Annotated in this window: 21 protein-coding genes and 1 pseudogene; 18 read left to right on the forward strand and 4 right to left on the reverse strand. The window is 42.3% G+C overall.

Features of this window, described 5'->3' with window-relative positions; genetic code table 11:
* The 6 genes and pseudogenes from BM308_RS13395 to secG form a co-directional block, all read left to right on the forward strand.
* A pseudogene (locus BM308_RS13395) lies at positions 1-441 on the forward strand (hypothetical protein); the annotation flags it as partial.
* Between the two features lie 203 nt (positions 442-644).
* On the forward strand, positions 645-1,337 hold the full coding sequence (gene rlmE / locus BM308_RS10645) for a 23S rRNA (uridine(2552)-2'-O)-methyltransferase RlmE (protein ID WP_031491866.1): 693 nt from the start codon (positions 645-647) through the stop codon (positions 1,335-1,337).
* Positions 1,338-3,326 carry an ATP-dependent zinc metalloprotease FtsH gene (gene ftsH, locus BM308_RS10650; RefSeq protein ID WP_218152562.1) on the forward strand — a complete coding sequence of 663 codons (1,989 nt, stop codon included), beginning with the start codon at positions 1,338-1,340 and terminating at the stop codon, positions 3,324-3,326.
* Between the two features lie 134 nt (positions 3,327-3,460).
* A complete protein-coding gene (locus tag BM308_RS10655) occupies positions 3,461-4,330 on the forward strand; it encodes a dihydropteroate synthase (protein ID WP_074945125.1) in 870 nt (289 codons plus the stop codon).
* 10 nt (positions 4,331-4,340) lie between these two features.
* Positions 4,341-5,684 (forward strand): phosphoglucosamine mutase, encoded by a 1,344-nt coding sequence (glmM, locus tag BM308_RS10660; RefSeq protein WP_074945127.1) that lies wholly within the window; start codon positions 4,341-4,343, stop codon positions 5,682-5,684.
* 76 nt (positions 5,685-5,760) lie between these two features.
* Positions 5,761-6,168, forward strand: a complete 408-nt coding sequence (gene secG, locus BM308_RS10665) for a preprotein translocase subunit SecG (protein WP_074945128.1) — start codon at positions 5,761-5,763, stop codon at positions 6,166-6,168.
* A 30-nt stretch (positions 6,169-6,198) separates the two neighbouring features.
* Here secG and BM308_RS10670 read toward each other — a convergent pair whose 3' ends face one another.
* Entirely contained in the window at positions 6,199-6,804 is a 606-nt protein-coding gene (locus BM308_RS10670) for a 5-formyltetrahydrofolate cyclo-ligase (RefSeq protein WP_074945130.1), read from the reverse strand.
* The gene (locus BM308_RS10675) at positions 6,782-7,099 is read right to left on the reverse strand and encodes a cell division protein ZapA (RefSeq protein ID WP_074945131.1); all 318 of its coding nucleotides are present in this window, start codon (positions 7,097-7,099) and stop codon (positions 6,782-6,784) included. The genes BM308_RS10670 and BM308_RS10675 overlap by 23 nt, the downstream gene beginning before the upstream one ends.
* A 125-nt stretch (positions 7,100-7,224) precedes the next feature.
* On the opposite strand from BM308_RS10675, the gene rluB reads away from it, so the two are divergent.
* The 12 genes from rluB to BM308_RS10735 all read left to right on the forward strand — a co-directional run bounded on the left by rluB (position 7,225) and on the right by BM308_RS10735 (position 21,508).
* Positions 7,225-8,415 carry a 23S rRNA pseudouridine(2605) synthase RluB gene (gene rluB / locus BM308_RS10680; protein WP_074945133.1) on the forward strand — a complete coding sequence of 397 codons (1,191 nt, stop codon included), beginning with the start codon at positions 7,225-7,227 and terminating at the stop codon, positions 8,413-8,415.
* A 180-nt stretch (positions 8,416-8,595) separates the two neighbouring features.
* Positions 8,596-10,242, forward strand: coding sequence for a TerC family protein (locus tag BM308_RS10685; RefSeq protein ID WP_083425549.1), 1,647 nt, complete (start codon positions 8,596-8,598; stop codon positions 10,240-10,242).
* A 184-nt stretch (positions 10,243-10,426) separates the two neighbouring features.
* Positions 10,427-10,927: a ribosome maturation factor RimP gene (rimP, locus tag BM308_RS10690; RefSeq protein WP_074945134.1), complete on the forward strand. Its 501-nt coding sequence runs from the start codon at positions 10,427-10,429 to the stop codon at positions 10,925-10,927.
* 18 nt (positions 10,928-10,945) lie between these two features.
* Positions 10,946-12,433, forward strand: coding sequence for a transcription termination factor NusA (nusA, locus tag BM308_RS10695; RefSeq protein WP_074945135.1), 1,488 nt, complete (start codon positions 10,946-10,948; stop codon positions 12,431-12,433).
* 19 nt (positions 12,434-12,452) lie between these two features.
* Positions 12,453-14,996, forward strand: a complete 2,544-nt coding sequence (gene infB / locus BM308_RS10700) for a translation initiation factor IF-2 (RefSeq protein WP_074945136.1) — start codon at positions 12,453-12,455, stop codon at positions 14,994-14,996.
* A gap of 8 nt (positions 14,997-15,004) precedes the next feature.
* Positions 15,005-15,367 carry a 30S ribosome-binding factor RbfA gene (rbfA, locus tag BM308_RS10705; protein WP_031491854.1) on the forward strand — a complete coding sequence of 121 codons (363 nt, stop codon included), beginning with the start codon at positions 15,005-15,007 and terminating at the stop codon, positions 15,365-15,367.
* A 562-nt stretch (positions 15,368-15,929) separates the two neighbouring features.
* Positions 15,930-16,721 carry a hypothetical protein gene (locus BM308_RS10710; protein WP_074945138.1) on the forward strand — a complete coding sequence of 264 codons (792 nt, stop codon included), beginning with the start codon at positions 15,930-15,932 and terminating at the stop codon, positions 16,719-16,721.
* Between the two features lie 106 nt (positions 16,722-16,827).
* Entirely contained in the window at positions 16,828-17,745 is a 918-nt protein-coding gene (locus tag BM308_RS10715; RefSeq protein ID WP_074945139.1) for an NAD(+)/NADH kinase, read from the forward strand.
* 12 nt (positions 17,746-17,757) lie between these two features.
* On the forward strand, positions 17,758-19,428 hold the full coding sequence (recN, locus tag BM308_RS10720) for a DNA repair protein RecN (protein ID WP_074945141.1): 1,671 nt from the start codon (positions 17,758-17,760) through the stop codon (positions 19,426-19,428).
* Position 19,429: 1 nt separating this feature from the next.
* Positions 19,430-19,918, forward strand: a complete 489-nt coding sequence (locus BM308_RS10725; protein ID WP_074945143.1) for a GNAT family N-acetyltransferase — start codon at positions 19,430-19,432, stop codon at positions 19,916-19,918.
* A 2-nt stretch (positions 19,919-19,920) separates the two neighbouring features.
* A complete protein-coding gene (gene dapB, locus BM308_RS10730) occupies positions 19,921-20,697 on the forward strand; it encodes a 4-hydroxy-tetrahydrodipicolinate reductase (RefSeq protein WP_074945145.1) in 777 nt (258 codons plus the stop codon).
* Between the two features lie 79 nt (positions 20,698-20,776).
* The gene (locus BM308_RS10735) at positions 20,777-21,508 is read left to right on the forward strand and encodes an SDR family NAD(P)-dependent oxidoreductase (RefSeq protein WP_074945146.1); all 732 of its coding nucleotides are present in this window, start codon (positions 20,777-20,779) and stop codon (positions 21,506-21,508) included.
* Between the two features lie 178 nt (positions 21,509-21,686).
* Here BM308_RS10735 and BM308_RS10740 read toward each other — a convergent pair whose 3' ends face one another.
* Complete coding sequence (locus tag BM308_RS10740; protein WP_074945147.1) at positions 21,687-22,679, reverse strand: glycoside hydrolase family 43 protein; 993 nt, start codon at positions 22,677-22,679, stop codon at positions 21,687-21,689.
* Between the two features lie 36 nt (positions 22,680-22,715).
* Positions 22,716-24,131 (reverse strand): MFS transporter, encoded by a 1,416-nt coding sequence (locus tag BM308_RS10745; protein ID WP_306706255.1) that lies wholly within the window; start codon positions 24,129-24,131, stop codon positions 22,716-22,718.
* Positions 24,132-24,955: the final 824 nt, after the last annotated feature.

Consider the following 24,955-nt stretch of genomic DNA (forward strand, 5'->3'; position numbering starts at 1 on the left):
AGTCTTGATGATTGTGAAATCGTAAGACTATATGCAAGAAGATGGCTTATAGAGACCTGTTTCAGAGCACAGAAACAGTACTTTAAACTTGGGTCTGAAACTTATGCTCGTGACTACGATAATCTCATCTCCTTTGTATCAGTTGCATCAATCAGATTCATCATGATGGAATTCTGGAGAAGGTACGAGGAAGATGAACGTTCATTAGGAGCTCTATTCAGATTTACAAAAGAACAGATACAGGATATACCTTATCAGGCAGCAATAGATTCTCTAATGAGATGCTTCATTTCTATTCCAAAGATTTTAGAAGAAGCAGGCCTGCTAAAGAAAGGATGTCTTGTTAAAGCAGAGCAGATCATAAACGATCTTTTAGGCTCATGGTTTAACGGAATCTGTAACTTCCTTAAGCAGGTAATTCCATTGCCTCAAGCAAGATAATAAATCAATACAGGTTTTTAAAGAGCATCAATCCAAGAGTGGATCTGGATTTACTTAAATTTTTTATCTGGGAAACTCGAGTAATATACTTTTAAGTCTACAGTCGATTCTTGGCTTTTTATTGATTATAAAGCTGTACAGATTGTATAATATTCAAGAGATATAAACAATTAAATTAATATTAATCAAGGATCCTTAATTTAATGCCAGCAAAAAAACGTACTGCCAGTCAATCTAGGTGGTTACATGAGCACTTTTCAGATCCATACGTAAAACAGGCTCATAAGCTTGGTCTTCGCTCAAGAGCATCTTTCAAATTAGAAGAACTGCAGAAAAAAGATCGTCTTATTCGTCAGGGTAATATTGTTGTTGATTTAGGAGCAGCACCTGGCGGGTGGTCAGAATATGCAGTCAAGTGTATTGGTGAAAGCGGAAGAGTAATCGCTATGGATATTCTTCCAATCCGTCCTATCCGTAACGTTCAGTTTCTGCAGGGAGATTTCCGTGATGAGGAAGTCTTCAAGACCCTGTATTCCATGATTGGTGTCGGTGCTGACGTAGTGCTGTCTGATATGGCACCTAATATGTCAGGTACCGTTGGTATTGATCAGCCTCGTGCCATGTATCTGTCAGAGCTTGCTCTGGATATGGCAAGACGTGTTCTGAAAATCGGTGGCACTTTTGTGGTTAAGGTATTCCAGGGCGTTGGCTCTCAGGAATATTTAAAGGAACTGCACAACGATTTTACAACTGTAAAAGTTAGAAAGCCTGATGCTTCAAGAGATCGCTCTCGTGAGGTATACATGGTTGCAACCGGGTTTAAAGGTCATCCTCTGAATGGTGTGGCTCCTGGTGAAGAAAATATTGAAGATCTTCCTGAAGAAGATTTGGAGTAAGTGAAATATATGACAAAAAATCTTATATTGTGGTTGGTGATTGCTGTGATTCTGATGACTCTGTTTGAGTCTTTCAGCACCCCAGACAATTCAGGCCAGTTACAGGATTACACTACCTTTGTAAGGGAGGTGCAGTCCGATCAGATTGCTCAGGCAACCTTTGACGGCAAGGTAATCAACGGTATTAAGACAAACGGTCAGAAGTTTGTAACTGTAATGCCTATCTCTGATCCTGCCATCATCGATACCCTGTTAAGCCACAATGTCCGTACTTCTGGTACCAAGCCAGAGGAGCAGAGTACACTGTTTGCCATCTTTATAAGCTGGTTCCCAATGATTCTGCTGATTGCAGTCTGGATCTTCTTTATGAGACAGATGCAGGGCGGTTCAAAGGGTAATCCTCTGTCCTTCGGTAAGTCAAAGGCTAAGCTACTTTCTGAAAATCAGATTAAGACCACCTTCTCTGATGTTGCCGGTTGTGATGAGGCTAAGGAAGACGTGGTTGAGCTGGTGGATTTCTTAAAGGATCCAACCAAATACTCAAAGCTTGGCGGTAGAATTCCTCGCGGCGTACTGATGGTAGGTCCTCCAGGTACCGGTAAGACTCTTTTAGCAAGAGCAATTGCAGGTGAGGCCAAGGTTCCTTTCTTCTCAATTTCAGGTTCTGATTTCGTTGAGATGTTCGTGGGTGTTGGTGCTTCACGTGTTAGAGATATGTTTGCTCAGGCCAAGAAAAACGCACCTTGCATTATCTTCATCGACGAAATTGATGCTGTAGGTAGAAAGCGTGGTGTCGGCATGGGCGGCGGTCACGATGAGCGTGAACAGACCCTGAACCAGCTTCTGGTTGAAATGGATGGTTTTGAAGGTTTCGAGGCTGTGATTATCATCGCTGCAACCAACCGTCCTGATGTTCTTGATCCTGCTTTATTAAGACCTGGTCGTTTTGACCGTCAGGTTGTTGTAGGTCTTCCTGATGTAAGAGGTCGTGAGCAGATTCTGAATGTTCATGTTAAGAAGGTTCCTCTGGGTAAGGATGTTGATACAGCAACTATTGCCCGCGGTACTCCAGGTTTCTCCGGTGCTGAGCTTGCAAACCTTGTTAATGAGGCTGCTCTAGGCGCTGCCCGTCATAACAAGCGTGTTGTTTCCATGCAGGAGTTTGAAGAGGCCAAGGATAAGCTTCTGATGGGCGCTGAGCGTCGTTCAATGGCTATGAATGAGCATGAGAAGATCAACACTGCTTATCATGAGGCTGGCCATGCTATTGTTGGCAAGCTGGTTCCAGAGCACGATCCTGTTTACAAGGTTTCAATTATTCCTAGAGGAAGAGCCTTAGGTGTAACCATGTATCTTCCTGAGCAGGATAGAGTTTCACAGAGCAGACGTGGTCTTCTCTCAAACATTTCAACCCTGTTTGCAGGTCGAATTGCTGAGGAGATGATGTTTGGCGCTGATGCGGTTACCACCGGTGCATCAAATGACATCGAAAGAGCAACCATGATTGCAAGAAACATGGTTACCCGCTGGGGCTTCTCTAAGAAACTTGCTCCTATGCAGTATGAAAAGGATAACGAAGGTTCTGCCTATCTTGGCGGCGCTTCATCTTCAATGGTTGCAATGTCAGATAAGACTGCAGCAACAATTGATGAGGAAGTAACTGAGATTATCAATAGCTGCTATCAGAAGGCTGTTGAGCTTCTTGAGGCCAACAAGGATATTTTAGAGAACATGAAAGATGCTCTTTTAAAATATGAAACCATCGATGCAGATCAGATTGATGATCTGATGAACCGTCGAGAAGTCAGAGCTCCTGCTAAGCATGATGACAAGACATCATCAGGCTCCGATACTAATGAGGCTAAGACAGAGGATAATTCATCAGATGATGAAAATTCCTCAAATGATCAGAAGCCATTAGAAAATGACGATGTCAGAATAGATTCTGAGGATAAGTCACAGGATTCATCAGAAAAAGAAGATAAGTAAAGAAATAGAATCTAAACTTAGACAGTATAGATTGTATTAATCTGTATATATCACCGTAATACCCAAAACAATGTATTACGGTGTTTGTCTTAGAGAACGGTTCTTTTTTTTGACAAAATCACATAAGGAATTGCATGAAACTTAAACTACCGCAGAATAAGAGCTTAGATCTGAGTTTTACCAAGGTGATGGGTACAATTGTTCTATATCCAGAGGATTCTAGATCAATAGAAGAAATTGTTGAACTTGCCCATTCTTTTGTCAGATCCGGCGCTGAGCTTTTAGAGGTTGGAACCAAGAAGACGGATATCAACCTTGATGATGTAGATGAATCAAGAGTCTGCAGTGTTGTGGAGGCCTTAATCAGAGAACTGTCTGTTCCTATTGCCGTAAACACTGATAATCCAAGTGTAGTCATTAACGCCATTAAGCTCGGTGTTTCAATGATTATTACTTCAAAGGGACTGGATTCTGAAGAGTCTATCAAGGCCTTCAAGGAATCTGAGGCGGTTGTATGCATTCATTGTGAACCTTCTGAACGAGTAGATGATGATACAGATGTTGTATCTCTGATCTCAGAGTTCTTCTATTCCAAGATTGATTCACTGTTAAACTCGGGTATTGCCAGAAAAAGAATTGTTATAGATCCTTCTATTATCAATGCTTCGGTTAATTCCAAGCTAAGACTTATCGGAAGACTTGAATCATTTAAGAGCTTTGCTCTTCCAATCTGTGTAGGTATTCCTCGTCAGCTTCCTTTAGAAGATGTTCTTCTAAAGGAAAATAGAACTCTTTCTCTTACTGCTGCAGTTTTCTGTGCTTCTGATAAGGCAGTGCAGATCATCAGAACAACTGATGTTAGTGAAATTGCAATCGCAATTGGTTTCTGGCAGATTATGTCATCAAAAACCAAGCCATATCGCTTATCAAAGTCAATTGTCAGAAGATTGAGAACTCTGAGAGATGCAATCCGTGGTTTAGGTAAAAATCACATTACAAAATGAGAAAATAAAAATGAAAAGAAAATATTTTGGAACTGACGGCGTTAGAGGTCGTGTAGGTCAGTTTCCTATTACCCCTGATTTTGCTGTTAAACTAGGTTTAGCTGCAGGTAAAGTATTAGGAAAGAAGAAAGGTGGAAAGGTTATTATCGGTAAAGATACCCGTCTTTCTGGTTATATGTTAGAAGCAGCCTTAGAGTCTGGTTTTTCTGCAGGTGGCATGTCTCCTGTTATGCTAGGCCCTATGCCTACTCCTGCTGTAGCTCATCTTACCAGAGCTTTCAGAGCAGATCTTGGTGTAGTTATTAGCGCATCACACAATCCTTACTTTGATAACGGTATTAAATTCTTCTCTGGTCAGGGAACCAAGCTTCCAGATGAAATCGAGCTTGAGATTGAAAAGTATCTTGATCAGGATTCAATTGAGCTTGCTGCTGCTTCCGATTTTGGTCGTGCCTATCGTCAGGAAGATGCTCAGGGCCGTTATATTGAGTACTGCAAGTCAACATTTGCAAGTCAGTTCAGTCTTGAAGGCTTAAAGATTGTTCTTGATTGTGCCAATGGTGCAACCTATCACATTGCTCCATCAGTATTCAGAGAGCTGGGTGCAGAAGTAATTACTATCGGTGATGCTCCTAACGGTATCAATATTAATGACGAGGTTGGTTCAACTCATCCTCAGGCTTTAGTCGCCAAGGTTTTAGCTACCAAGGCAGATCTGGGTATTGCCTTTGACGGCGACGGTGACCGTGTGCTGATGTGCGATAAGCACGGTGTACTTCGCGACGGTGACAACCTGCTTTATATTATTGCTAAGGATACTCAGAAGAGAAATCGTCTTAACGGCGGTGTTGTAGGAACTCTGATGACCAATCTTGGTCTTGAGCTGGCCTTAAAGCGCGAGAATATCGACTTCTGCAGAGCAAAGGTTGGTGACCGCTATGTTATGGAACAGCTTTTAGAAAGAAAGTGGAACCTTGGCGGTGAGAACAGCGGCCACATTATTTCCCTTCATCATGCAACTACCGGTGACGGCATCGTATCTGCTCTTCAGGTTCTAAAGGCCTGTATGTATGCTCAGAAAGATATTGAAGAGCTGTCAGAAGATTTAGTAATGTTCCCTCAGGAGCTGATTAACGTTCGCCTGACTGCCGGAATTGATGTTACTACCGATGATCTCGTTATGAAGGAAGTTAAGGCTGTTGAACAGGAATTAGGTTCAACCGGTCGTGTTCTTCTTAGAAAATCAGGTACAGAACCTTTAGTTAGAGTAATGGTTGAAGGCGAGGACCGTGACGACGTTCGTTCTAAGGCCCAGAGAATTGCCGATGTAATCATTCGTCAGTCTGACAATTAAAAGTTCTTGAATTTATTTTAATAAACTTGTATCATTTTGCAGTCTAAATGTACGCAAAATAGGGTGCGTTATTATTATGTTGTATCAAGTTTTAATCGTTGTATTACTTTTAATCGCTATTGCGATGATTTCTTTGATTTTAGTTCAGCAGGGAAAAGGCGCTGGTATGGGCGCATCTTTTGGTGCTGGTGCTTCAAATACAGTTTTCGGATCTGTTGGTTCAGGTAACTTCCTAACCCGCTCCACCTGGTTTTTAATTGTTCTTTTCTTTGGTGTTTGTTTAGCTTTAGGCTATTTACAGAAGGCTCAGCACGAAGAGACTTCAAACTTCTCAAACATTGGTGATGCTCCTGCAGCTGAAGTTGTAGAGTCTGCACCTGCAGTTACCACCGATGCTCCAGTTGTTGAGACTGATGCACCTGCAGTTAAGACCGAGGACAATGCATCTAAGACTGATGCTCCAGTTGTTTCAGACAAGAAATAGTCATTACTCTGAATATGCTAAAAAATGGCCTTAGGGCCATTTTTTGTTATATATGTAATGAGATGTAGGGGTTATTACTTCATCTAATGGCATATCCCAGCTTTCGGTTGGAACATTGTCTATGAGCTGAAAGTCATAGGCTATACCAATCAGAAGACATTCAGCAGAAACTTTTTTCAGCATTCTGTCGTAAAATCCTCCTCCCATCCCCATCCTGTTTCCTCTATTGTCAAAGGCAACAAGCGGAACAACGATTGCGTCAATTAAATCTGGTCGGATAAGATTCTCTTGTTTATTCTCCGGTTCAAGGATATGGAATCTATTCTCTATTAGGGAATCTCCCTTTTTGAAGGAATAAAAATCCATACTGCCTTTAACGTTGATATTCATGTAAGGCAGAATCAGATCGTGGGCATCAAGAAGGTAGTCATTTAAGGGAGAGGTAGATATTTCTCCTCCTGTACTGATGTAGGATGCAACAATCTTTCTGCTACTGAAGAATTCATGTTCTTTTAGAACCTTTACGATGTTGAGTCCTGCCTGATATGAGGTTTCATCATGAATAGAACGTCTCTGTTTTAGAATTTCCTGACGGATTTTTTTTCTGAATTCTTTATTTCCTTTGTACTCTGCCATTTTCTGTCTTCTTTAATTCTGCTTTCATTTTTAATATTTTCTTGGTGGCCTGATTGATAAAAGGAGTGTCTGACTCTAGGAATTCCAAAAGATTGCTTTCAGAATCAAGAGCAGTCAGAATTGCGGCCTGAAAAGGGGAAATACTTGGATTGTCTCTAAGCATTTTAGAAATTTTGCTTTGAAGATTTTTAACAGATGCTTCAAGAATAGGCTTTTTTTCCGGTGAGCAACGTAGGTTGAAATTCTCTCCGAGAATGGAACATGAGACACAATCGTCTTTGTCGTTATTTGGCATCATATCTCCTTTTTGAGTAATTTTAGATTAATTTTATTTTTATTTCGATAGAATCTCTCTCAAAATGCTAAAATACGCTTTTACGTAAATTTTATTAATCGCCATTTTTATGGCTTGAGAGTTATATGACTGAGAAGTTACAGAAAATTTTATCCCGTGCTGGAATCGCTTCACGCAGAGCCCTAGAACAGATGATTGATGAGGGCCGAGTTACCGTTGATGGTAAGATTGCCTCAATCGGTGACCGTTTTGAAGCTAACGAAATTACAGTAAAGATCGACAACAAGGTTGTACTGTCACCTTCATCAAATAAGGTTGAGTGCCGTGTTCTAATGTATCACAAGCCAGAAGGTGAGCTGACCACATTGTCAGATCCAGAAAACAGACCTACTGTATTTGATCATATTCCACAGCCTCCATCAGGCAGATGGATTTATATCGGTCGTCTGGATATCAATACTTCAGGTCTGCTGCTGTTCACAACTGACGGTGAGCTGGCCAATGCTTTGATGCATCCTAAGTATGAGGTTGAGCGTGTCTATGCTGCCCGTATTTATGGTGAGGTATCTGAAAAGCAGATCTCCGATCTTCTGCAGGGCGTAACCTTAGAAGATGGTGTCGCAAGATTCAGTAAGATTATGTATCAGGGCGGTGAAGGCCGTAACTCCTGGTACCATGTTACCTTAAAGGAAGGTCGTAAGCGTGAGGTTAGACGTTTATGGGAAGCTGTTGGTTTAAAGGTTAGTCGTCTTATCCGAATCAAGTATGCTGGTATAAGTCTTGATCCGAATATCAAAACCGGACAGTTTAGGGAACTGACCTTATCTGAGATTAACAAGTTAAGAAAGACTGTACATCTTGAGCCTATTGAGGAAGCAGTCCCATCAATGGAGCTCAATGCTGCTCAGTCAACCAAGAGCAAGAAAGCTGCAGCTTCAGGACAGTCAAAGACCTCAGAGGGCAGAAAGCCAAGAGCAGCATCAAGAACCGTAAGAGGCTCTGAGCAGAAGTCTGCTCCTAGAAAGTTTGATAAGACAGGTGAAGGACGTAAGTATCCATATTCTAAGAAGACTTCTGATAATAGCAGATCTTCATCAAAGAGCGGTAAGTCTCCCTATGGCAAGGCTTCATCAGGCAAAGGCAGAAAGTCTTTTTCATCTGGTGAAAGCAGAAGCATCCATGAGTCAAAGATAGTTTCTCGTTCTAGCTACTCAGCCCGTCGTGATGATCGGAACAGCTCCGGAAGAAGACTGAGCAAGTTCTCTGCAGTAAAGAGCAGGGGTACTGTTAAGAGTAGTTTTGGCAGAAAAAAATAATCTGCAATACGAATGTTTGATTAATGTACGGCTCTGCTTTTAATTTTTTTCTAAAATCTAAAGTGAGAGCCTTTTTCATTTGGAGTGATATTTAATAAAAAATGAACCCTGACCCGACCTGTTTTAATAATTCAAGAACCTTTTCTGTTTTAATTCTTTCAGGTAAAGGAGTCCTGTAGTATGGAAGAGCTAGCAAGTTCTATAGCAGGACCTACCTTACAATTCGATCTGGCCTGGCTTTTAGATCCTACCGCCTGGGTTGGTCTTTTAACTCTGACCGTCATTCAGACTGTTCTGGGTATTGATAATCTGCTTTTCATTGCAATTCTTTCTGCAAAGCTTCCTGCCAAGCAGGCAAAGCAGGCAAGATATCTTGGTCTTGGCGGAGCCCTTATCATAAGAATTATCCTTATGCTTTCGGCTGCATATGTTGTCGCCATATCCAAACCGTTGTTCACTATCTACGATTTTGAGTGTACCAGCCGCGATCTGATGATGCTGGCCGGTGGTCTCTTCCTTATTTACAAGGCAACTCAGGAGCTGCATGGTAAACTCGAGGCGAATGATGTTGAAGAGGCTATGACCGTAAACAAGGCTGTGGTTCAGTCCTTTGCAGTGGTTGTATCCCAGATTATTATTCTGGATGTACTGTTCTCTGCTGATGCCATTGTCACCGCAATCGGTATGACTAATCATGGCTATATCATGATTATCTCTGTAACCATTGCCTCGGTACTTTTAATCTGGGCGTCAGGAGCAATCTCTGAGTTTGTAACCAAGCATCCTACACTGGTTATCCTGTGTTTAGGCTTTCTGCTGCTGATTGCATTCAGTCTTATTCTGGAAGCTTTCCACATCTATGTAAGTAAAGGCTATCTGTATTCTGCAATGGGATTCTCTATTCTTATTGAGTCTTTCAATCAGATCTCAAGAAAGAATCTGCTGCAGCTTAAAAAGAACAACACCGCAAGACAGACTGCCGCTACCATTGTGCTAAGACTTCTAGGCTCCCGTCCTGATGATATGCCTACTCTTAAGGATGCGATTATTTCCGCTCCTGAAGAGGACATCTTCAACTCTCAGGAACAGGAGATGGTTTCAAGAGTGCTGCAACTGTCGACTCTGCCGGTTAAGGCGGTTATGACTGCAAGACCTGATCTGCAGATGATTAAGATTGACGGTTCGACAACCTCTGTAATCAAAAAGGCTATGCAGTGTACACGCAGCCGACTGATTGCCTATAAGAACGGCTTTAAGGATCAGCCTTTGGGCTTTATTGTCAGAGCAAATCTTTTAGGACAGATGTTGCAGGGAAATACTGCTGTTGGAGATATTGAGCGTCAGGTAGTGCAGCCAATTCATCTTCCTGAGACCATCAGTATTCTTAAGGCTCTAGAGCAGTTTAAGAAAAACAAAAAATATTTCGGTTTTGTTTTTGATGAGTTCGGTGTCTTTGAAGGTGTGGTTACTCTGCAGGATATTCTTGAGGAGATTACCGGTGAAATGCCAAGCAGAACCGAGACTCCAGAGATTCTTCCTTATGATGAATCTGAAAGTGCCTATCGTGTGGATGGCGATACGATTTTATCAGATCTGGAAAGAGAAACCGGACTTGCCATCAGTGCCAATGAGCATTATCAGACAATAGCCGGCTACGTGCTTGACCGTTTCCAGAGAGTCCCTAAGCAGGGAGAGAAACTGGAGGTTGATGGCTGGACCATTGAGGTTTCAAGTGCGGATTTAACCAGTATCAATGTGCTGAAGCTGATTCGCAACAAACCAAAAGAAGGTGAGGATGAGGAAACTGAGACAAAATCTCAGGAGTGATAAAAACTTGCTTTTTTTACATTGTTCTGCTATAAATATACGTGCTTGAAATTTACTGATTCAAGTCTGTTCAAGTGTGAGCTTGAACCTATACATGCCTTAAGGTGTGTATTTGATATAGAGGAACTCAAAAGAAAGGGACCCTAGATAGCGGTCCTTTTTTTATGGAATTTAAGAGGTACTAATGGCAGGAACCATTGAAGAAAAAGTTACTGAACTTGTAACACCACTGGTTGAATCCATGGATGTTAAAGTCTGGGGAATCAGATACCGAGGCGGCAACGATCATGCGGTTTTACAGGTGTTCATTGATTCAGAAGACGGTGTAAGCGCAGATAAGTGTGGAGAAATCATGGATGTATTATCTCCAGCCTTAGATGCTGCAGATTTAATTGCACCTAAGTATACACTCGAAGTTTCTTCACCTGGTCTTGACAGAATCCTGTTCACACTTGAACAAACCAAGGCATATGTTGGAAAGACTGTTAAAGCCGAGCTGCGTATGCCAACTCAGGGTAGACATAAACTTCAGGGAATCTTGGAGAATGTTTCAGAAGATGGCATGCTCAAGATTAACGACAAGGTATCTGGAGAGATGGAGGTTGCATTCTCTAATATCTCTACAGCCAGAGTCGTTCCTGAATTTCCACAGAACAACAAGAAAGCTCCTAGAAGCGCATCATAACGAGGTCTTAGATAGAAAATGGGTAAAGAGATTATTGCCATTGCAGAGGCGCTGTCAAATGAACGCGCTATACCAAGAGATAAAATCTTTGAAGCTTTAGAGATTGCTTTAGCTACTGCAACAAAGAAAAAATATCAGGTAGAAATTCTAGTTAGAGTATCTATTGATAGAAAAGAAGGTTCATATGACACCTTCCGCAGATGGGTTGTAGTAGATACCGACGGTCCATTAGAGAAGCCTGCTCAGGAAATTTCTCTTCAGGCTGCCGCTATTGATCATCCTGGCATTAAGGCCGGTGATATTGTTGAGGAGCAGATTGAGTCTGTTGCCTTTGATCGTATTACTATCCAGACTGCAAAACAGGTTCTATCTCAGAAAGTTAAAGATGCTGAAAGAGAGCAGGTTGTTGCTGAGCAGAGAGAAAGAGTTGGCAAGATTGTTAATGCAACTGTTAAGAAGCAGACTCATGAAATCATGGTTCTGGATCTGGGCAACAATGCTGAAGCTGTATTAAGAAGAGATCAGATTATCCCTCATGAGACCTATGGCAGAGGCGACCGTGTTAAGGTTCTGCTTCAGGAAATCAAGTCAGAGGCAAATCGTGGTCCACAGATTATCTGTTCAAGAACCTCTCCTGATTTCTTAAAGGAACTGTTCAGAATCGAAGTTCCTGAGATCGGTGAGGACGTAATCGAGATTATGGGCGTCGCTCGTGATCCTGGTTCTCGTGCAAAGATTTCTGTTCGCTCAAAGGATAAGCGTATTGATCCTAGAGGCGCATGTATCGGCATGAGAGGTGCTCGTGTTACTGCAGTATCTAACGAGCTTTCAGGCGAAAAGATTGACGTAGTTTTATATGATGAGAACCTGGCTCAGTATGTAACCAACACCATGGAACCTGCTGAAGTTTCAAGAATCATCATCAACGAGGAAGACCACAGTATCTGTATTGCTGTTGAAGAGCAGAACCTGGCTCTGGCAATCGGTAGAAACGGTCAGAATGTAAGATTGGCTTCTCAGCTTCTAGGCTGGGATTTAAAGGTTATGACCGAGAACGAGCTTGAGTCAAATCTTCAGGAAGAAGTCGGCAAGATTGTAAAGAACTTCACCGAGTGTCTGAATGTTGATGACGAGTTTGCAAGAGCTCTTGCAGACGCAGGCTTCACTAACCTAGAAGAAGTTGCCTATGTTGATCCATCAGAGCTTTTAGAGATTGATGGTATGGACGAGGAAACTGCTTCAGAGTTACAGAATGTTGCAAGAGAAGCTTTGGAATCAAAAGAGAATGCTGAAAATGCCGAAGGCATCAAGCAGTTGTCTGCTCTAGAGGGTATTGATGAGGATCTGGCTGCCAAGCTGGTAGCTCACGGCATCAAGACCGGTGAGGATTTGGCTGAACAGGCTACAGACGATTTAACTGACATAGAAGGACTGGACGAGAAGAAGGCTGGCGAGATTATTATGGCCGCCAGAAATGAGTTCTGGTTCAAAGATTCAGCAAAATAAGATTTAAGGAAGGCTTTAGATGAGTGAAGAAAAAGAACAGACAGGCGCAGCGCCAAAACGCATGTCTTTAAAGAAGTCTTCTAGTTCCAATGCTGCTATGCAGGGAACTAAGAAAGTTCAGGTCGAAGTAAGAAAGAAAAAGATTATTGTTGATCCTAAGGCAAGAAAGGCTCAGCTAGAGGCTGAGGCCAAGGCTGCTGAAGAGAGAGCTTTAAAGGAAGAGCAGGAGCGTAAGGCTAAGGAAGCTGCTGATAAAGCTGCCGCTGAGAAGGCTGCAGCAGAGAAGAAGCAGGCTGAACAGGCTGAGAAGACTGAAGAAAAAGCTGCTCCTAAGACTGAGGTTAAGGCAGCTCCAAAAGCTGCAGTTAAGCCAAAGGCTGCTCCAGCTCCTCACAAGGAAAAGGAAGAGGATAAGGCTACTGCCGAGCTGCGTAAGGCTCAGGAAGAGCAGCAGAAGCGCAAGTCAGAAGAAGAGGCTAAGCGTCTTGCAGAGCAGGCTCGTAAGCTTGCTGAAGAGAACGAGGCCCGCTGGGCTGCTGAAGAAGCTGCACGTGCAAGTGATGATGACGATGATGATTCATTAACATCTCAGTATGTTCGTGAGGCTGAGGCAAGACAGGAGCGTGAAGCTGAAAACCGTGGCCGTCACAGAGACAGAAGCGGTACTGACAGACGCGGAAGCAACAAGCGTTTTGAAGAAGCTGAACAGCAGAATAACCGCAGACAGAAGGGCGGTAAGGCTGGTAAAGGCGTTAAGGGTGCTGCAAAACTTAATCAGCAGCAGCACGGCTTTAACCGTCCAGCAGCTCCTGTTACCAGAGATGTTGAAATCGGCGAGACCATCACCGTTGCAGATTTAGCTGCAAAGATGGCTGTTAAGGCTACCGAGGTTATCAAGTGCCTGATGAAGTTAGGCGAAATGGTAACCATCAACCAGGTTTTAGATCAGTCAACCGCTCAGGTTGTTGCTGAGGAAATGGGCCACAAGGTTATTCTTCGCAAGGAGAATGAAATTGAAGAGCAGCTTCTAAGAGAGAGAGGCGGTTCAATTTCTGAGGCCACCATGAGAGCTCCAGTTGTAACCATCATGGGTCACGTTGATCACGGTAAGACCTCATTACTTGACTACATCCGTAAGTCAAAGGTTGCAGTAGGTGAGGCCGGCGGTATTACCCAGCGTATCGGTGCTTATCATGTTGAAACCAGAAACAACGGTATTACCTTCCTGGATACCCCTGGTCACGCTGCATTTACCGCAATGCGTGCCCGCGGTGCTCAGTGTACCGATATCGTGGTTCTGGTTGTAGCTGCTGATGACGGTGTAATGCCTCAGACTCTAGAAGCTATTCAGCATGCTCAGGCAGCAAAGGTTCCTATGATTGTTGCTATCAACAAGATGGATAAACCAGGTGCAGATCCTCAGCGCGTTATCAATGAGCTGATGCAGCATTCTGTTATCCCAGAGTCTATGGGTGGTGAAAACCAGTTCGTGGAAGTATCAGCAAAGACTGGTATGGGTGTTGATGAGCTGTTAGAGGCTATTACTCTTCAGGCTGAAGTTTTAGAGCTAAAGGCTGTTCATGACGGTATGGCTGAAGGTGTTACCATCGAGTCACGTCTGGATAAGGGCCGTGGTCCAGTTGCAACAGTTCTTGTTCGTTCTGGTACTCTGCGCAAGGGTGATACTATCCTGTGCGGTCTACAGTACGGTAGAGTACGTGCAATGCGCAACGAAAAGGGCCAGGAGCTTAATGAGGCAGGTCCTTCAATTCCTGTTGAGGTTTTCGGTCTGTCAGGTGTTCCATCAGCCGGTGATGAAGTTACCGCTGTATCTGACGAAAAGAAGGCTCGTGAGGTTGCTCTGTTCCGTCAGGGTAAGTTCCGTGAGCTGAAGATTGCTAAGCAGAAGAGCGCACAGCTTGCTTCTATGTTCAAGGAGAGCAATGCTTCAGAGCTTAAGGTTGTTCTGAAGGCTGACACTCAGGGTTCAGTTGAAGCTATTTCTGATGCACTGCTGAAACTTGGCAACGAGGAAGTCCAGGTTAAGATTATCGGTTCAGGTGTTGGTGGTATTACCGCTAACGATGCAACTCTTGCAGCTGCAGATAGCGCAGTTATCATCGGCTTCAATGTTCGTGCCGACGGTCCTGCAAGACAGGTAATCGATTCAGAGTCAGTTGATCTGCATTACTACAGTGTTATCTATGATCTGATTGATGACGTTAAGAAGGCTATGTCTGGTCTGCTTAAGAAGGAAGTTCGCGAGAACTTTATCGGTTACGCAGAAGTGCGTGACGTATTCCGTCATCCTAAGTTCGGTGCAATTGCAGGCTGTATGGTGGTTGAAGGTGTTGTTAAGCGTTCAGCTCCTATCCGTGTACTGCGTGATAATACTGTTATCTTCGAGGGTGAGCTTGACTCCCTACGTCGCTTCAAGGATGACGTATCTGAGGTTAAGCAGAACAACGAGTGCGGTATTTGTGTTAAGAATTATCAGGATGTTCGTGTTGGCGACCGTATCGAGGTATTCGAGAAGGTTGAAGTAGCACGTACCCTTGATTAAAGGATAATATGCCAGCAAAGAAAAGTTACGGAAGAAATGAAAGAGTTGCAGCTGCAGTAAGACGCGAGTTAGCTGATGTACTGCAGAATGAACTCAAAGATCCACGTGTTAAGAATGCCACTATTACAGAGGTTGATGTTTCACCGGATCTGAGAAATGCTCGTGTATATATTTCCTTCCTCACTGATGATGAGGAAGAAATCAAGTCTGCTATGACAGGTCTTAAGAGTGCCAAGGGCTTCCTGCGCTCCCAGCTTGCAGCAAGACTGAATCTAAGATATATGCCTCAGCTTGATTTGAGATATGACTCTCTGGTCACTGAATCAATGAAGATTGATGCTCTGATTAGAAAAGGTCTGCATAAGGACTAGATTTGCAGTCTGATACATAAGTATTTGAATTTCTGAATACTGAAAATCCCAATTGAATGTTGAATTCTCTTGGGATTTTTTGTTTGAGAACCAAGTGCCTTCAGAGATTTATAACTTTTGATCAAACCTAGCTAAATCCGGTACTTTAGACACCAAAAGTTTAACCGGTATCACATCCTTAAGAATGGCTATTTCAAGCTCATCTTCCACCTCATGATCCCCGATATGTATCTTCAATCACAGAATCTGTTTAAATTGCTTGTAATCTTGGAATGGACCATATCCAGATCACATTAATAATGGTCTGATACATAAGAATTTTTATAGTCTAATGCGAAGAAAATCGCATTTGAATGCGATTCTATCCTATATTTTTTTTATTTATTTTCATTTTTTTTACCTTTTGAAAGTTTTTTGGTGATTGTGATCAATTCTTAACGAATTTTGCCGGATAAAAGCCAAATTCTATACACATTTCAAGGTTGCATTTAAATTGACCACCTAAACTTCTTAATACACTCTGTAAAGAAACCGGAAATAAGAAATTATCAAGGTGAGGTGTATGGAAAAGAAGGTTTTATCAATGACAGCCTTAGAGCGTGGCGAACTGTTCATGAGAGCAGCTCAGTACAGAAAAGCTAAAGCTATGCTTATGAAGGTTAGTCCTAAGAATCCTGACTACAAAAGTGCCCAGTATGATCTGTTCATTATTCATGCAAGCGGGTGCTTAAATGAGGTCATGATTGATGAGGCTATTCTTAATTTAAGAGAAACGGCCAAGTTTGGCATGGATGAAGCTGCTAAGACACTTGCTGTAATCAAGTGCTTTGAAAAGGGGCTGGGCAACATTGATTCTCTTAAGTCTCTGGTGGTCTGTCGCTATAATCAGCCAAGTGTGGCTGACTGGACTAAATCTCCTGCTGTTGAATTCTTTTCTGCTGTTCTTGCCTGCAAATATTTCTTTTCTCTGTGCTCACGTCAGGGGGATTTTTATGATGTGATCAGCATGGGATCAATGATGCTCAAATATTATTCTACTCATAAGGATGAAATCCCTGAATTTAGAATGCTGGTTAAATACATCAATGATAATTACACCGATACTCTTCCGGATAATCTCAGCTGGTATTCTGTATGTGTTGAGCTCAACGATCTTTACTGCTCTATAAAAAAGACCAAAGCCAGCGGTATTCAGGCCTACAATCTTATCTCTGCAATCCTGGAATACATTCATAGTGAATTTACCAATCAGATTAACCTCATCAACACTCAGATCAACGATTACAACAGCAAGAATCAGCCTCATATCTCCTTTAGGGATTTTGTATTTGAGTGTGAATCTGTTCCACAATAGGGAGCTTGATTTCAGGTTGTGAAAAAATGCTTCAAAATGTGGTCTGTCTTTTTGAAAAATCGGTACCTGCAAGGTAAAATATAAATAAAAACGCAGGAGTCTTTACGTGGCAACCGAAAACGTACAGCAAAAGAAAATCAAATCAGTTGTAATCATCTCAAAGGTATATAAAAGACCTTTATCTTCTGCGATTAAGGAAATCGCCCAGAAGTTCTCCTCCTATGGTGTAAAAGTCTATATTGATGCCAATACTCAGGTTGGTTTCAATCTTCCTGATCTTGAATGCATCTCCAGACGAGACATGCGTGATGTTGATTTGATTATTGTTGTCGGCGGTGATGGTTCCGTTTTAGGTGTTGCCAGAACTCTTGTTGATCTTAAAGTTCCCGTTTTAGGTGTAAACCGTGGTCATTTAGGTTTACTTACTGATGTAAGCCCATCCAATCTCGATGAGAACATCAAGAAGATTGTAAATGGTGAATACACTCTTGAAGAGAGAACCATGATTGATGTTATAGTTTCCCGTCGCTCTGAGGATGGCGTAGGGGAGATGGTCGGTCATTCTCTTGCAACCAACGAGACTGTAATTCACTCCGGCACCATTGCCCATATGATGGTTTTAAAAGTATCCATTGGTGACAAATACATGTACACCATCAGAGGTGACGGTATCATCATCAATACCCCAACCGGTTCAACCGCCTATTCTCTTTCAGCTGGTGGTTCCATTATAGAGCCTCATCTTGATCTGCTGTCACTGGTCCCTATGTTCCCGCATTCACTAAACTGCTCTCCAATCATTATTCCGGGCAAAAGCGAGATCAAAATTGAATTTGAATGCCCGGATGATCTGCCAGAACTAATCGCCATCAACTGCGATGGTCAGGTTACCATGAGAGCCGATACCAAGTGTACGGTAATGATTCGCCAGCATCAGATCCCTCTGACCTTAATGCACCCTCACGGCTATGATTACTATAGTCTTTTAAGAAAGAAACTGGGATGGGGCAAGAGCCTGGTATAACTGGATTTTTCTATGCTAGAACAGCTAATTGTTAAAGATTTTGCATTAAGTGCCAAAAACACTCTGGATTTCAACCCTGGAATGACCTGTATCACCGGTGAGACCGGTGCCGGCAAATCCCTGACTGTAGATGCCTTATCCTTACTTCTAGGCGCCAGAGCTGATGCCAATATGGTAAGAACCGGTGCCCAGAAGGCAGAGCTTAATGCGGTATTCTCCATTGATAAGAATGAACAGGCTCAGTCCTTCCTAAAAGATCATGAGCTAACATCAGAAGACGGTTCTCTGATGCTGCGACGTGTAATCGGAGCTGATGGTAAGTCCAAAGCCTATATCAACGATACTCCATGTACTCTGGCCTGGATTAAGGAAATCGGAGCCATGCTGGTGGCAATTCACGGCCAGCACGCAAGTATAAAACTGATTGATAAGAGCAATCAGCTGAGACTTGTGGATGAGTTTGGCTCCTTATCCTCACAGGTTAAGGCAGTGGATGATGCCTTTAATGCCTACAACGTCAGCCGCAGAAGACTGCAGGAATTAGCGGATGAACAGCAGCAGGGCGCAGCCAACTACAAGAATCTTAAATATGAGCTGGATGCTTTAAACAAGCTGGATCTAAAAGAGGGGGACTATGAGCAGATAAGTCAGGATTATGACTCTCTACAGCATCAGTCTCAGGCTCAGGATGCGGTATCTTTAGCTTTAGGTGTGCTCGAGAACGAAGAGCATAACATCATCGATATCATCTCAGCACGCATTTCTGATTTAAGCCGAGTCAGCGTTTATGCCAAGGACAGTATCGACCCTATTATTGACGATCTCTCTAAGGCTGCTGAACATCTTGATCTGGCAAGAGATGCTTTAAATGATTTAACTTTAAAGGCTAATCCAGAACTGGTTGAAGAGCTCTCAGAGAAGCTTTCTAAGTGTCATGAGTTTGCTAGACGCTTCGATGTTCAGCCAAAGGAGCTTTACAAAGTTAAAGAACGCCTGGAAAAAGATCTGGAGCATTTTCTTTCTTTAAAAGAGCAGATTGCTGAGCTTACCGGTAATGTAAAGAAACTCAGAGATGATTATGAGGAGAAATGCCGTGAGCTGTCTGCGCTAAGACAGACTGCTGCACAGAGAATGTCAAAAGAGGTTTCCTCTAAGATTAAGGATCTGGCCATGAAGGATGGTGTTTTCATTGTGAATGTGGTTCGCGATGAAGAATGTCGTCCAAGAGCCGGCGGCAGAGATGATGTGGAATTTCTGTTCTCTGCAAACTTAGGTGAGTCTCCAAAGGAACTGGGGGCTGTTGCCTCCGGTGGTGAGCTCTCCCGTCTGGCTCTGGCAATTGAGGTTCTGACCTCCTCTGCCAACTCTACTCCAACACTTATCTTTGATGAGGTTGATACCGGTATTTCCGGTCGTACCGCCTCAAGTGTCGGTAATCTGCTGCGACAGCTTGGTCAGAGTGTTCAGGTTATAACCGTAACCCATCTTCCTCAGGTGGCGGCAAGTGCCAATCAGCAGTTTGTGGTCAACAAGGTCGAGGACGGGGCAAATGTTATATCCAAGGTATGTAAGCTTGATACTGACGGACGTATTGAAGAAATCTCAAGAATGATGGGCGGTAATGTCGTGACAGAGGCAACCCGTCAGTCAGCACTTGCATTATTAAAACAGAGCGGCAATTAGTATGACAGAGAAAACCACTCTTACCTTAAAGAATAAAGAGACTGTAACTATACGCTGGGCTGAACCTAAGGATGCTGGCGCTATTGTTAGATTAGAGCTTGAATCAGCTCTGTATGAGAACAGAGCTGAACCTATTACTCTTTCAGAATTTGAATTTACCAGATACTGGGAAGAGCGCTTAAATGGTGAAAACTATAAAACATTGCTTGTTTGTGGTGCAAACAGACTTTATGGTTTTTTAACTTTCGTTAACGAAATAAAATTAGGAAAGGTACTCGCACTTTATATTGATCCTGTTTATATGAGACTGGGTATAGGCTCAAACCTGATGAGAATAGCAGAACAGATGGTTATCCTCAAGGGCGGACACAGTATAGAAGTGGAGGTTGAGACAAAAAACATGGGTGGACTTGTTTTTTACGAGAATCTCGGTCTGAAGAGAGTCGGTTATGTAAATGACCACCTGATAAAAATGGTAAAGGAGCTATAAGCATGCTAAAAATTTGTATTGTTGGTTTGGGCGGACGTATGGGCCACGCTTTATGGGAATGCTGTCGTGGTCTGGCAGATGCCAAAGTAGTATGCGGTATCGATAAAAACAGAGATTCTCTTCCAAACGGCTGCAATGTTGAAGTTGTGCCACAGGTAAATGAACTAACCGTCGTTCCTGATCTGATTATCGATTTCTCAAGACCGGAGTGCTCAATGTCCGTTTTAGCCTACGCCAAGGAGCACAACTGTGCCGTGGTTCTGGGTACTACCGGCTTTGACTATGATCAGCGTGACAAGATTAAGGATTACTCAAAGGTAATTCCTATTGTGCTGTCAGCTAATTTCTCTGTTGGTGTGAACATTCTTCTAAATCTGGTTCAGAAGACCGCTGCTGTTATGGCTGATGCTGATATCGAAATCGTTGAGGCTCATCACCGCTATAAGGTTGACTCTCCATCAGGTACTGCTCTTGCTATCGGTGAGGCTGCAGCTGCTGGACGTAATGTAAACCTTAAGGATGTTATGGTTTCTGGCCGCGACGGTATTACCGGTGAGCGTATTTACGGTTCAATCGGCTTCTCTTCAATTCGTGGTGGTGACATTGTTGGTGAGCATACCGCTATGTTCTGCTCTGAGGGGGAGCGCGTTGAGTTAGGTCACGTAGCAACTTCAAGACAGACTTTTGCCCGCGGTGCTCTGCGTGCAGCTCTATGGCTAAGCGGTAAAAAGCCAGGTCTGTATGGCATGAACGAGGTTTTAGGTCTGGATAAGAACTAATTCCTGAATTTAAAAGGCTCCATTTTTAAGTGGAGCTTTTTTGTGTTCCTATAATCTAACTTATATTAAGGATTTTCTCGTGTCTAAATCATTACTGGTAATCGGTGGCAGTTCTGAAATTGCTCATTCTTTTATTAAGATGGCAGCCCTTAAGGATTACAGCATTACAATTAGCTGCAGAAACGAGGAAACTCTTAATAACACCTGCTCTAATTTCTATAAGGAAACCGGACGTATTATCAGCGGTGTCGTGCTGGATTTAACTGATCCAAAGAAGGTTTCAACCTTCTTTGATGACAGGGAAATTCCTGATGTGCTGTTTATTGCGGCCGGTACTCTTGGTGATGTTAAGGTCTGCCAGTATGAACTTAAGAATCAGATGGAGATTATTAACGTAAACTATACAGCCATTGCTACACTTTTGGCTTCTGTGACTGATAAATACAAGGCCAAGGGCGATGGTCATATCGTGGTGATAAGCTCAGTTGCCGGTGACAGGGGATATTACTCAAACTATGTTTACTGCAGTGCAAAGGCTGCAATTAGTACTTATCTGTCAGGACTTAGAGCTATGTTATATCCTCACGGTGTAAATGTGCTGGATATTAAATGCGGACTGGTCGAGACCAAGCTTAATGCCCACAGAAAGAAACCTAAGCTGATTACAGCATCTCCTGATTATGTCGGTATGCAGATCTTTGCTTCAATGCAGAAGCGTCATACCATTGTCTACACTCCTCTGATCTGGTACTTCATTATGGGCTTTGTGAAGATGATCCCTGAGTTTATCTTCAAGAAGCTTAAAGTCTAGGGCATAAAAAGAAATAGCAGCTTCTGCTACCAAGAAGAATCCTTCTGAGGAATCTTCTTAAAATAAAGCTGCTATCTACAGGCCAGAGTGGGGATGGCTCTGGCCGGAATGTAACCTATCAATCAGCAGTGAGTTAAAGCCTACAGAATATAACTTCACTCATCCTGCTAAAAGACTTTTACTCAGATTTCATGGTACCGATCTTACCCTCTGCATCAAACTCTAAAGGCATAACCTTAAGGCTTCTTAACCAGTCTTTGCCTTCAGATGGCTGACAGTCGTGATGGAACAGGTACCACTGACCTTTGTATTCTGTAATTGAATGGTGAGTGGTCCATCCGCATACAGGCTCAAGAATTACTCCCTGATAGGTGAAAGGTCCATATGGATTATCTGCTGTTGCATAGCACAGATAATGGCTGTCACCGGTAGAGTAGGTGAAATAATAGGTACCGTTTCTCTTGAACATCCAGGAGGCCTCAAAGAATCTATGAGGATCATCGGCTTTTAATGTCTCGCCTTTCTCATCAACAATAACAACAGGCTTAGGCTCTTCTGCAAACTGAAGCATGTCCTCGCTCATGCGTACAACTCTTGATGGGAGCGCGTCTTCTTTTCCTGATGGCAGAAGGGTAGGATTAAAGTTTTCATCACCTACAGAAGCAGCTGGCTTTAACTTGTTGTTACGGTACCACTGCAGCTGACCTCCCCAAAGTCCTCCGAAATAACAGTAGACTTCACCGTCATCATCCTTAAAGACACATGGATCAATACTGTATGAGCCGATGATTGGAGCGGGTTCACTCTTGAAAGGACCTTCTGGTTTATCACTTACAGCTACACCCAGGTGGAATACTCCGTTGTAGTCTTTTGCAGAGAATACCAGATAGTATTTACCGTTCTTCTCTACAACATCGTTATCCCACATTTGCTTTTCAGCCCATGGCACATCATCAACATCTAGAATTACACCGTGGTCGGTAACTTCTCCATTCATGACATCATCCATGGAAAGAACATGATAGTCTCGCATCTGGAAATGTCCGCCGTCATCATCAAAGGCGGCACCACTGTCATAATCATGACTTGGGTATACATACATGCGGCCGTTGAATACATTGGCAGATGGATCGGCCATGAAATCTTTTGGGAATAAATATCTTGGTTTCATAAAATAATCCTTTATATCGTCACTTATCTGGTCTTATTAGCTGTTCATACGACGCTCTTCAATCTCTTTGTTGATCTCATCGATCTTCTCATCGCTAAGCTCATACTTGGAGATGATGTACATAGCTAAAACCAGTAACAATGCAGGAATTACGCATACCAGCCAGCGGATACCTTCCTGTGTAAGGGCAGGTAGAGTTTCCATGTTGTTCATGAAGTATGCACCGGCAGCGTTACCTACTGACATCATTGCAAAGGCAGTGATGAAGAACAGTGCAACAACTCTTAAAGGACGGTTGCGCAGGAACTCAGTCCATAGATCTGAAACCTTAACATTCTTGGTTTCTGCCTCATCCATAACCACACGCTCTTTGGTCTGAGAGAAGCAGAATACCAAAAGCAGAAGTCCGATTACTGCATAAATCATCATACAGATAAACCATGCATGTGAATCTCTTGGCAGAGAGCTTGCTCCGGCAACTTCAGGTTTATAGTTAACCAGCCACAGTACGAAGCCTGGAACAACACCGCCTAAAGCCATACCAGCCTTGAAGAAGATACCGGTTAAGGCGTTAACAATACCTGAAATACGGCGGCCGGTGGTGTATTCACCATAGGAAATAACCTCAGGAATTAAGGCCCACATATAGCCGGTTGCTACGATTACACCGGTGGATTTGATGAACTGAGCTATATATACAAGAGTGATGTTTTCCTGAACAGTGCCAATATGGCTGATGACATAAAGCATTGCCATACCCAGGATTGCTACGCATAGGAAAACGTAGAACATCTGCTTCTTACCGATTTTCTTTTTGATTGCTGGTACCAGTGGCATGAAGATAAATGAAGGCAGAGAACCTAAGCCCATGAATAATGCCATTTCATATGGAATGTCTGTACCAGCCATGATTGCTACAAGAATTGGTACACCAGCTGATACGCAAAGACCACCGACATTAGCCATAAACATACGAACTGAAGTCAGAATGGTGATTTCATCGGTATCACGGGTCAGTGATGAATTTAATGCGCCATAAGGAACGTTAATCAGAGTGTATAACATAGACATTGCAACGTAGGTTACATATGCGTATGCAATTGAAGGCTGGAAGCCGTCATAGAAGCAGGCGATAGCCAGAATGGTTAGAGGAATACCTCCCATGATTAGATAGCTTCTGTACTTACCTAATGAAGGATTGTGTTTGTCCACAAAGGTTCCTACGAGAGGATCCCAGATAACATCCACAAGACGTACTACTAGGAACATTGTTCCGGCAAGGCCTGCTGATTGAGCTGCATCTCCACCTAGTACATAAACATCGGTGTAGAAGAATAGAAGGTACATGCAAACAGTCTGATAAATAAGATTCTGTGCCAGATCACCTGCACCAAAGCCGATACGCTGAACCCAGCTCAGCTTATAGAATCCTTTCTCGTTTTCCTTAGTCATATTGTTGTCCATTTTTAATAGTTATAAATTCTGTGTTCATCCTCAAAAGGACCATTCGATAATAAGAGCTAGAAAAATAAGCCTCAATTAAAACGCCGGATCTTTGTGAGCTAGCTCTCAATAATTCCGTAAAAATAGCTATATTTTGCTTGCGAATGTGCTTTATTGTTACACATTAAACGTTTACGTAAATGTAAATAAAGAATTTGTATAATGAAATAAACTGAAACAAGAGGCAGATAAAGAGGAATGTTAGGGGTGGATAATACTATATAATTTATATAAAACAGTATGTTAACATAAAAATGTAATTTTAATTAAACAAAGAAAAAGGAGATAATAAAACTCTATCTGTGTTCGATTATAGATCAGTTTTATCAGAATAGAAATGAAATATTGAGTCAATGTAAATAATTTACGAGAGGGAAAATAATTAAATTTCAGAACCATATGTATTGCTAAAAATGATAGTTTTGTTATCAGTATTAATATCGTGAAAATCCCATATCTTCGCATTTATATATAATCTAATATAATAATAAATAAAGAAAAATTATAAATTTTTCTTTTCTAATATATATCATTGCTGGAGATTTAAGTGCCTTGCCATCTGGGTCTCTATATATGAATATTATCTTTTATAATCGCAAAAATAGTGTGCATTACAAACGTTTGTAATCGACACAATATTACGGTACATTATTTGATAATTAAATTAAATGGAAATAGGGGGCTAATAACAGTTTCGATAAATCTATAAATTGTTTATAAAGTCTACAAAAATTTTGTAGACTTTGTTTTTCTCTGCTTTATTTGATTGTCAG

Source organism: Succinivibrio dextrinosolvens (assembly GCF_900116345.1).
In the GTDB taxonomy this organism is placed as follows: domain Bacteria; phylum Pseudomonadota; class Gammaproteobacteria; order Enterobacterales; family Succinivibrionaceae; genus Succinivibrio; species Succinivibrio dextrinosolvens_B.

Bases quoted from the DNA above. Each gene is read 5' to 3' on its own strand.
- rlmE (WP_031491866.1), top strand. From the start codon at position 645: ATGCCAGCAAAAAAACGTACTGCCAGTCAATCTAGGTGGTTACATGAG.
- BM308_RS10655 (WP_074945125.1), top strand. From the start codon at position 3,461: ATGAAACTTAAACTACCGCAGAATAAGAGCTTAGATCTGAGTTTTACC.
- glmM (WP_074945127.1), top strand. From the start codon at position 4,341: ATGAAAAGAAAATATTTTGGAACTGACGGCGTTAGAGGTCGTGTAGGT.
- secG (WP_074945128.1), top strand. From the start codon at position 5,761: ATGTTGTATCAAGTTTTAATCGTTGTATTACTTTTAATCGCTATTGCG.
- BM308_RS10670 (WP_074945130.1), bottom strand. From the start codon at position 6,804: ATGGCAGAGTACAAAGGAAATAAAGAATTCAGAAAAAAAATCCGTCAG.
- BM308_RS10675 (WP_074945131.1), bottom strand. From the start codon at position 7,099: ATGCCAAATAACGACAAAGACGATTGTGTCTCATGTTCCATTCTCGGA.
- rluB (WP_074945133.1), top strand. From the start codon at position 7,225: ATGACTGAGAAGTTACAGAAAATTTTATCCCGTGCTGGAATCGCTTCA.
- BM308_RS10685 (WP_083425549.1), top strand. From the start codon at position 8,596: ATGGAAGAGCTAGCAAGTTCTATAGCAGGACCTACCTTACAATTCGAT.
- rimP (WP_074945134.1), top strand. From the start codon at position 10,427: ATGGCAGGAACCATTGAAGAAAAAGTTACTGAACTTGTAACACCACTG.
- nusA (WP_074945135.1), top strand. From the start codon at position 10,946: ATGGGTAAAGAGATTATTGCCATTGCAGAGGCGCTGTCAAATGAACGC.
- infB (WP_074945136.1), top strand. From the start codon at position 12,453: ATGAGTGAAGAAAAAGAACAGACAGGCGCAGCGCCAAAACGCATGTCT.
- rbfA (WP_031491854.1), top strand. From the start codon at position 15,005: ATGCCAGCAAAGAAAAGTTACGGAAGAAATGAAAGAGTTGCAGCTGCA.
- BM308_RS10710 (WP_074945138.1), top strand. From the start codon at position 15,930: ATGGAAAAGAAGGTTTTATCAATGACAGCCTTAGAGCGTGGCGAACTG.
- recN (WP_074945141.1), top strand. From the start codon at position 17,758: ATGCTAGAACAGCTAATTGTTAAAGATTTTGCATTAAGTGCCAAAAAC.
- BM308_RS10725 (WP_074945143.1), top strand. From the start codon at position 19,430: ATGACAGAGAAAACCACTCTTACCTTAAAGAATAAAGAGACTGTAACT.
- dapB (WP_074945145.1), top strand. From the start codon at position 19,921: ATGCTAAAAATTTGTATTGTTGGTTTGGGCGGACGTATGGGCCACGCT.
- BM308_RS10740 (WP_074945147.1), bottom strand. From the start codon at position 22,679: ATGAAACCAAGATATTTATTCCCAAAAGATTTCATGGCCGATCCATCT.
- BM308_RS10745 (WP_306706255.1), bottom strand. From the start codon at position 24,131: ATGACTAAGGAAAACGAGAAAGGATTCTATAAGCTGAGCTGGGTTCAG.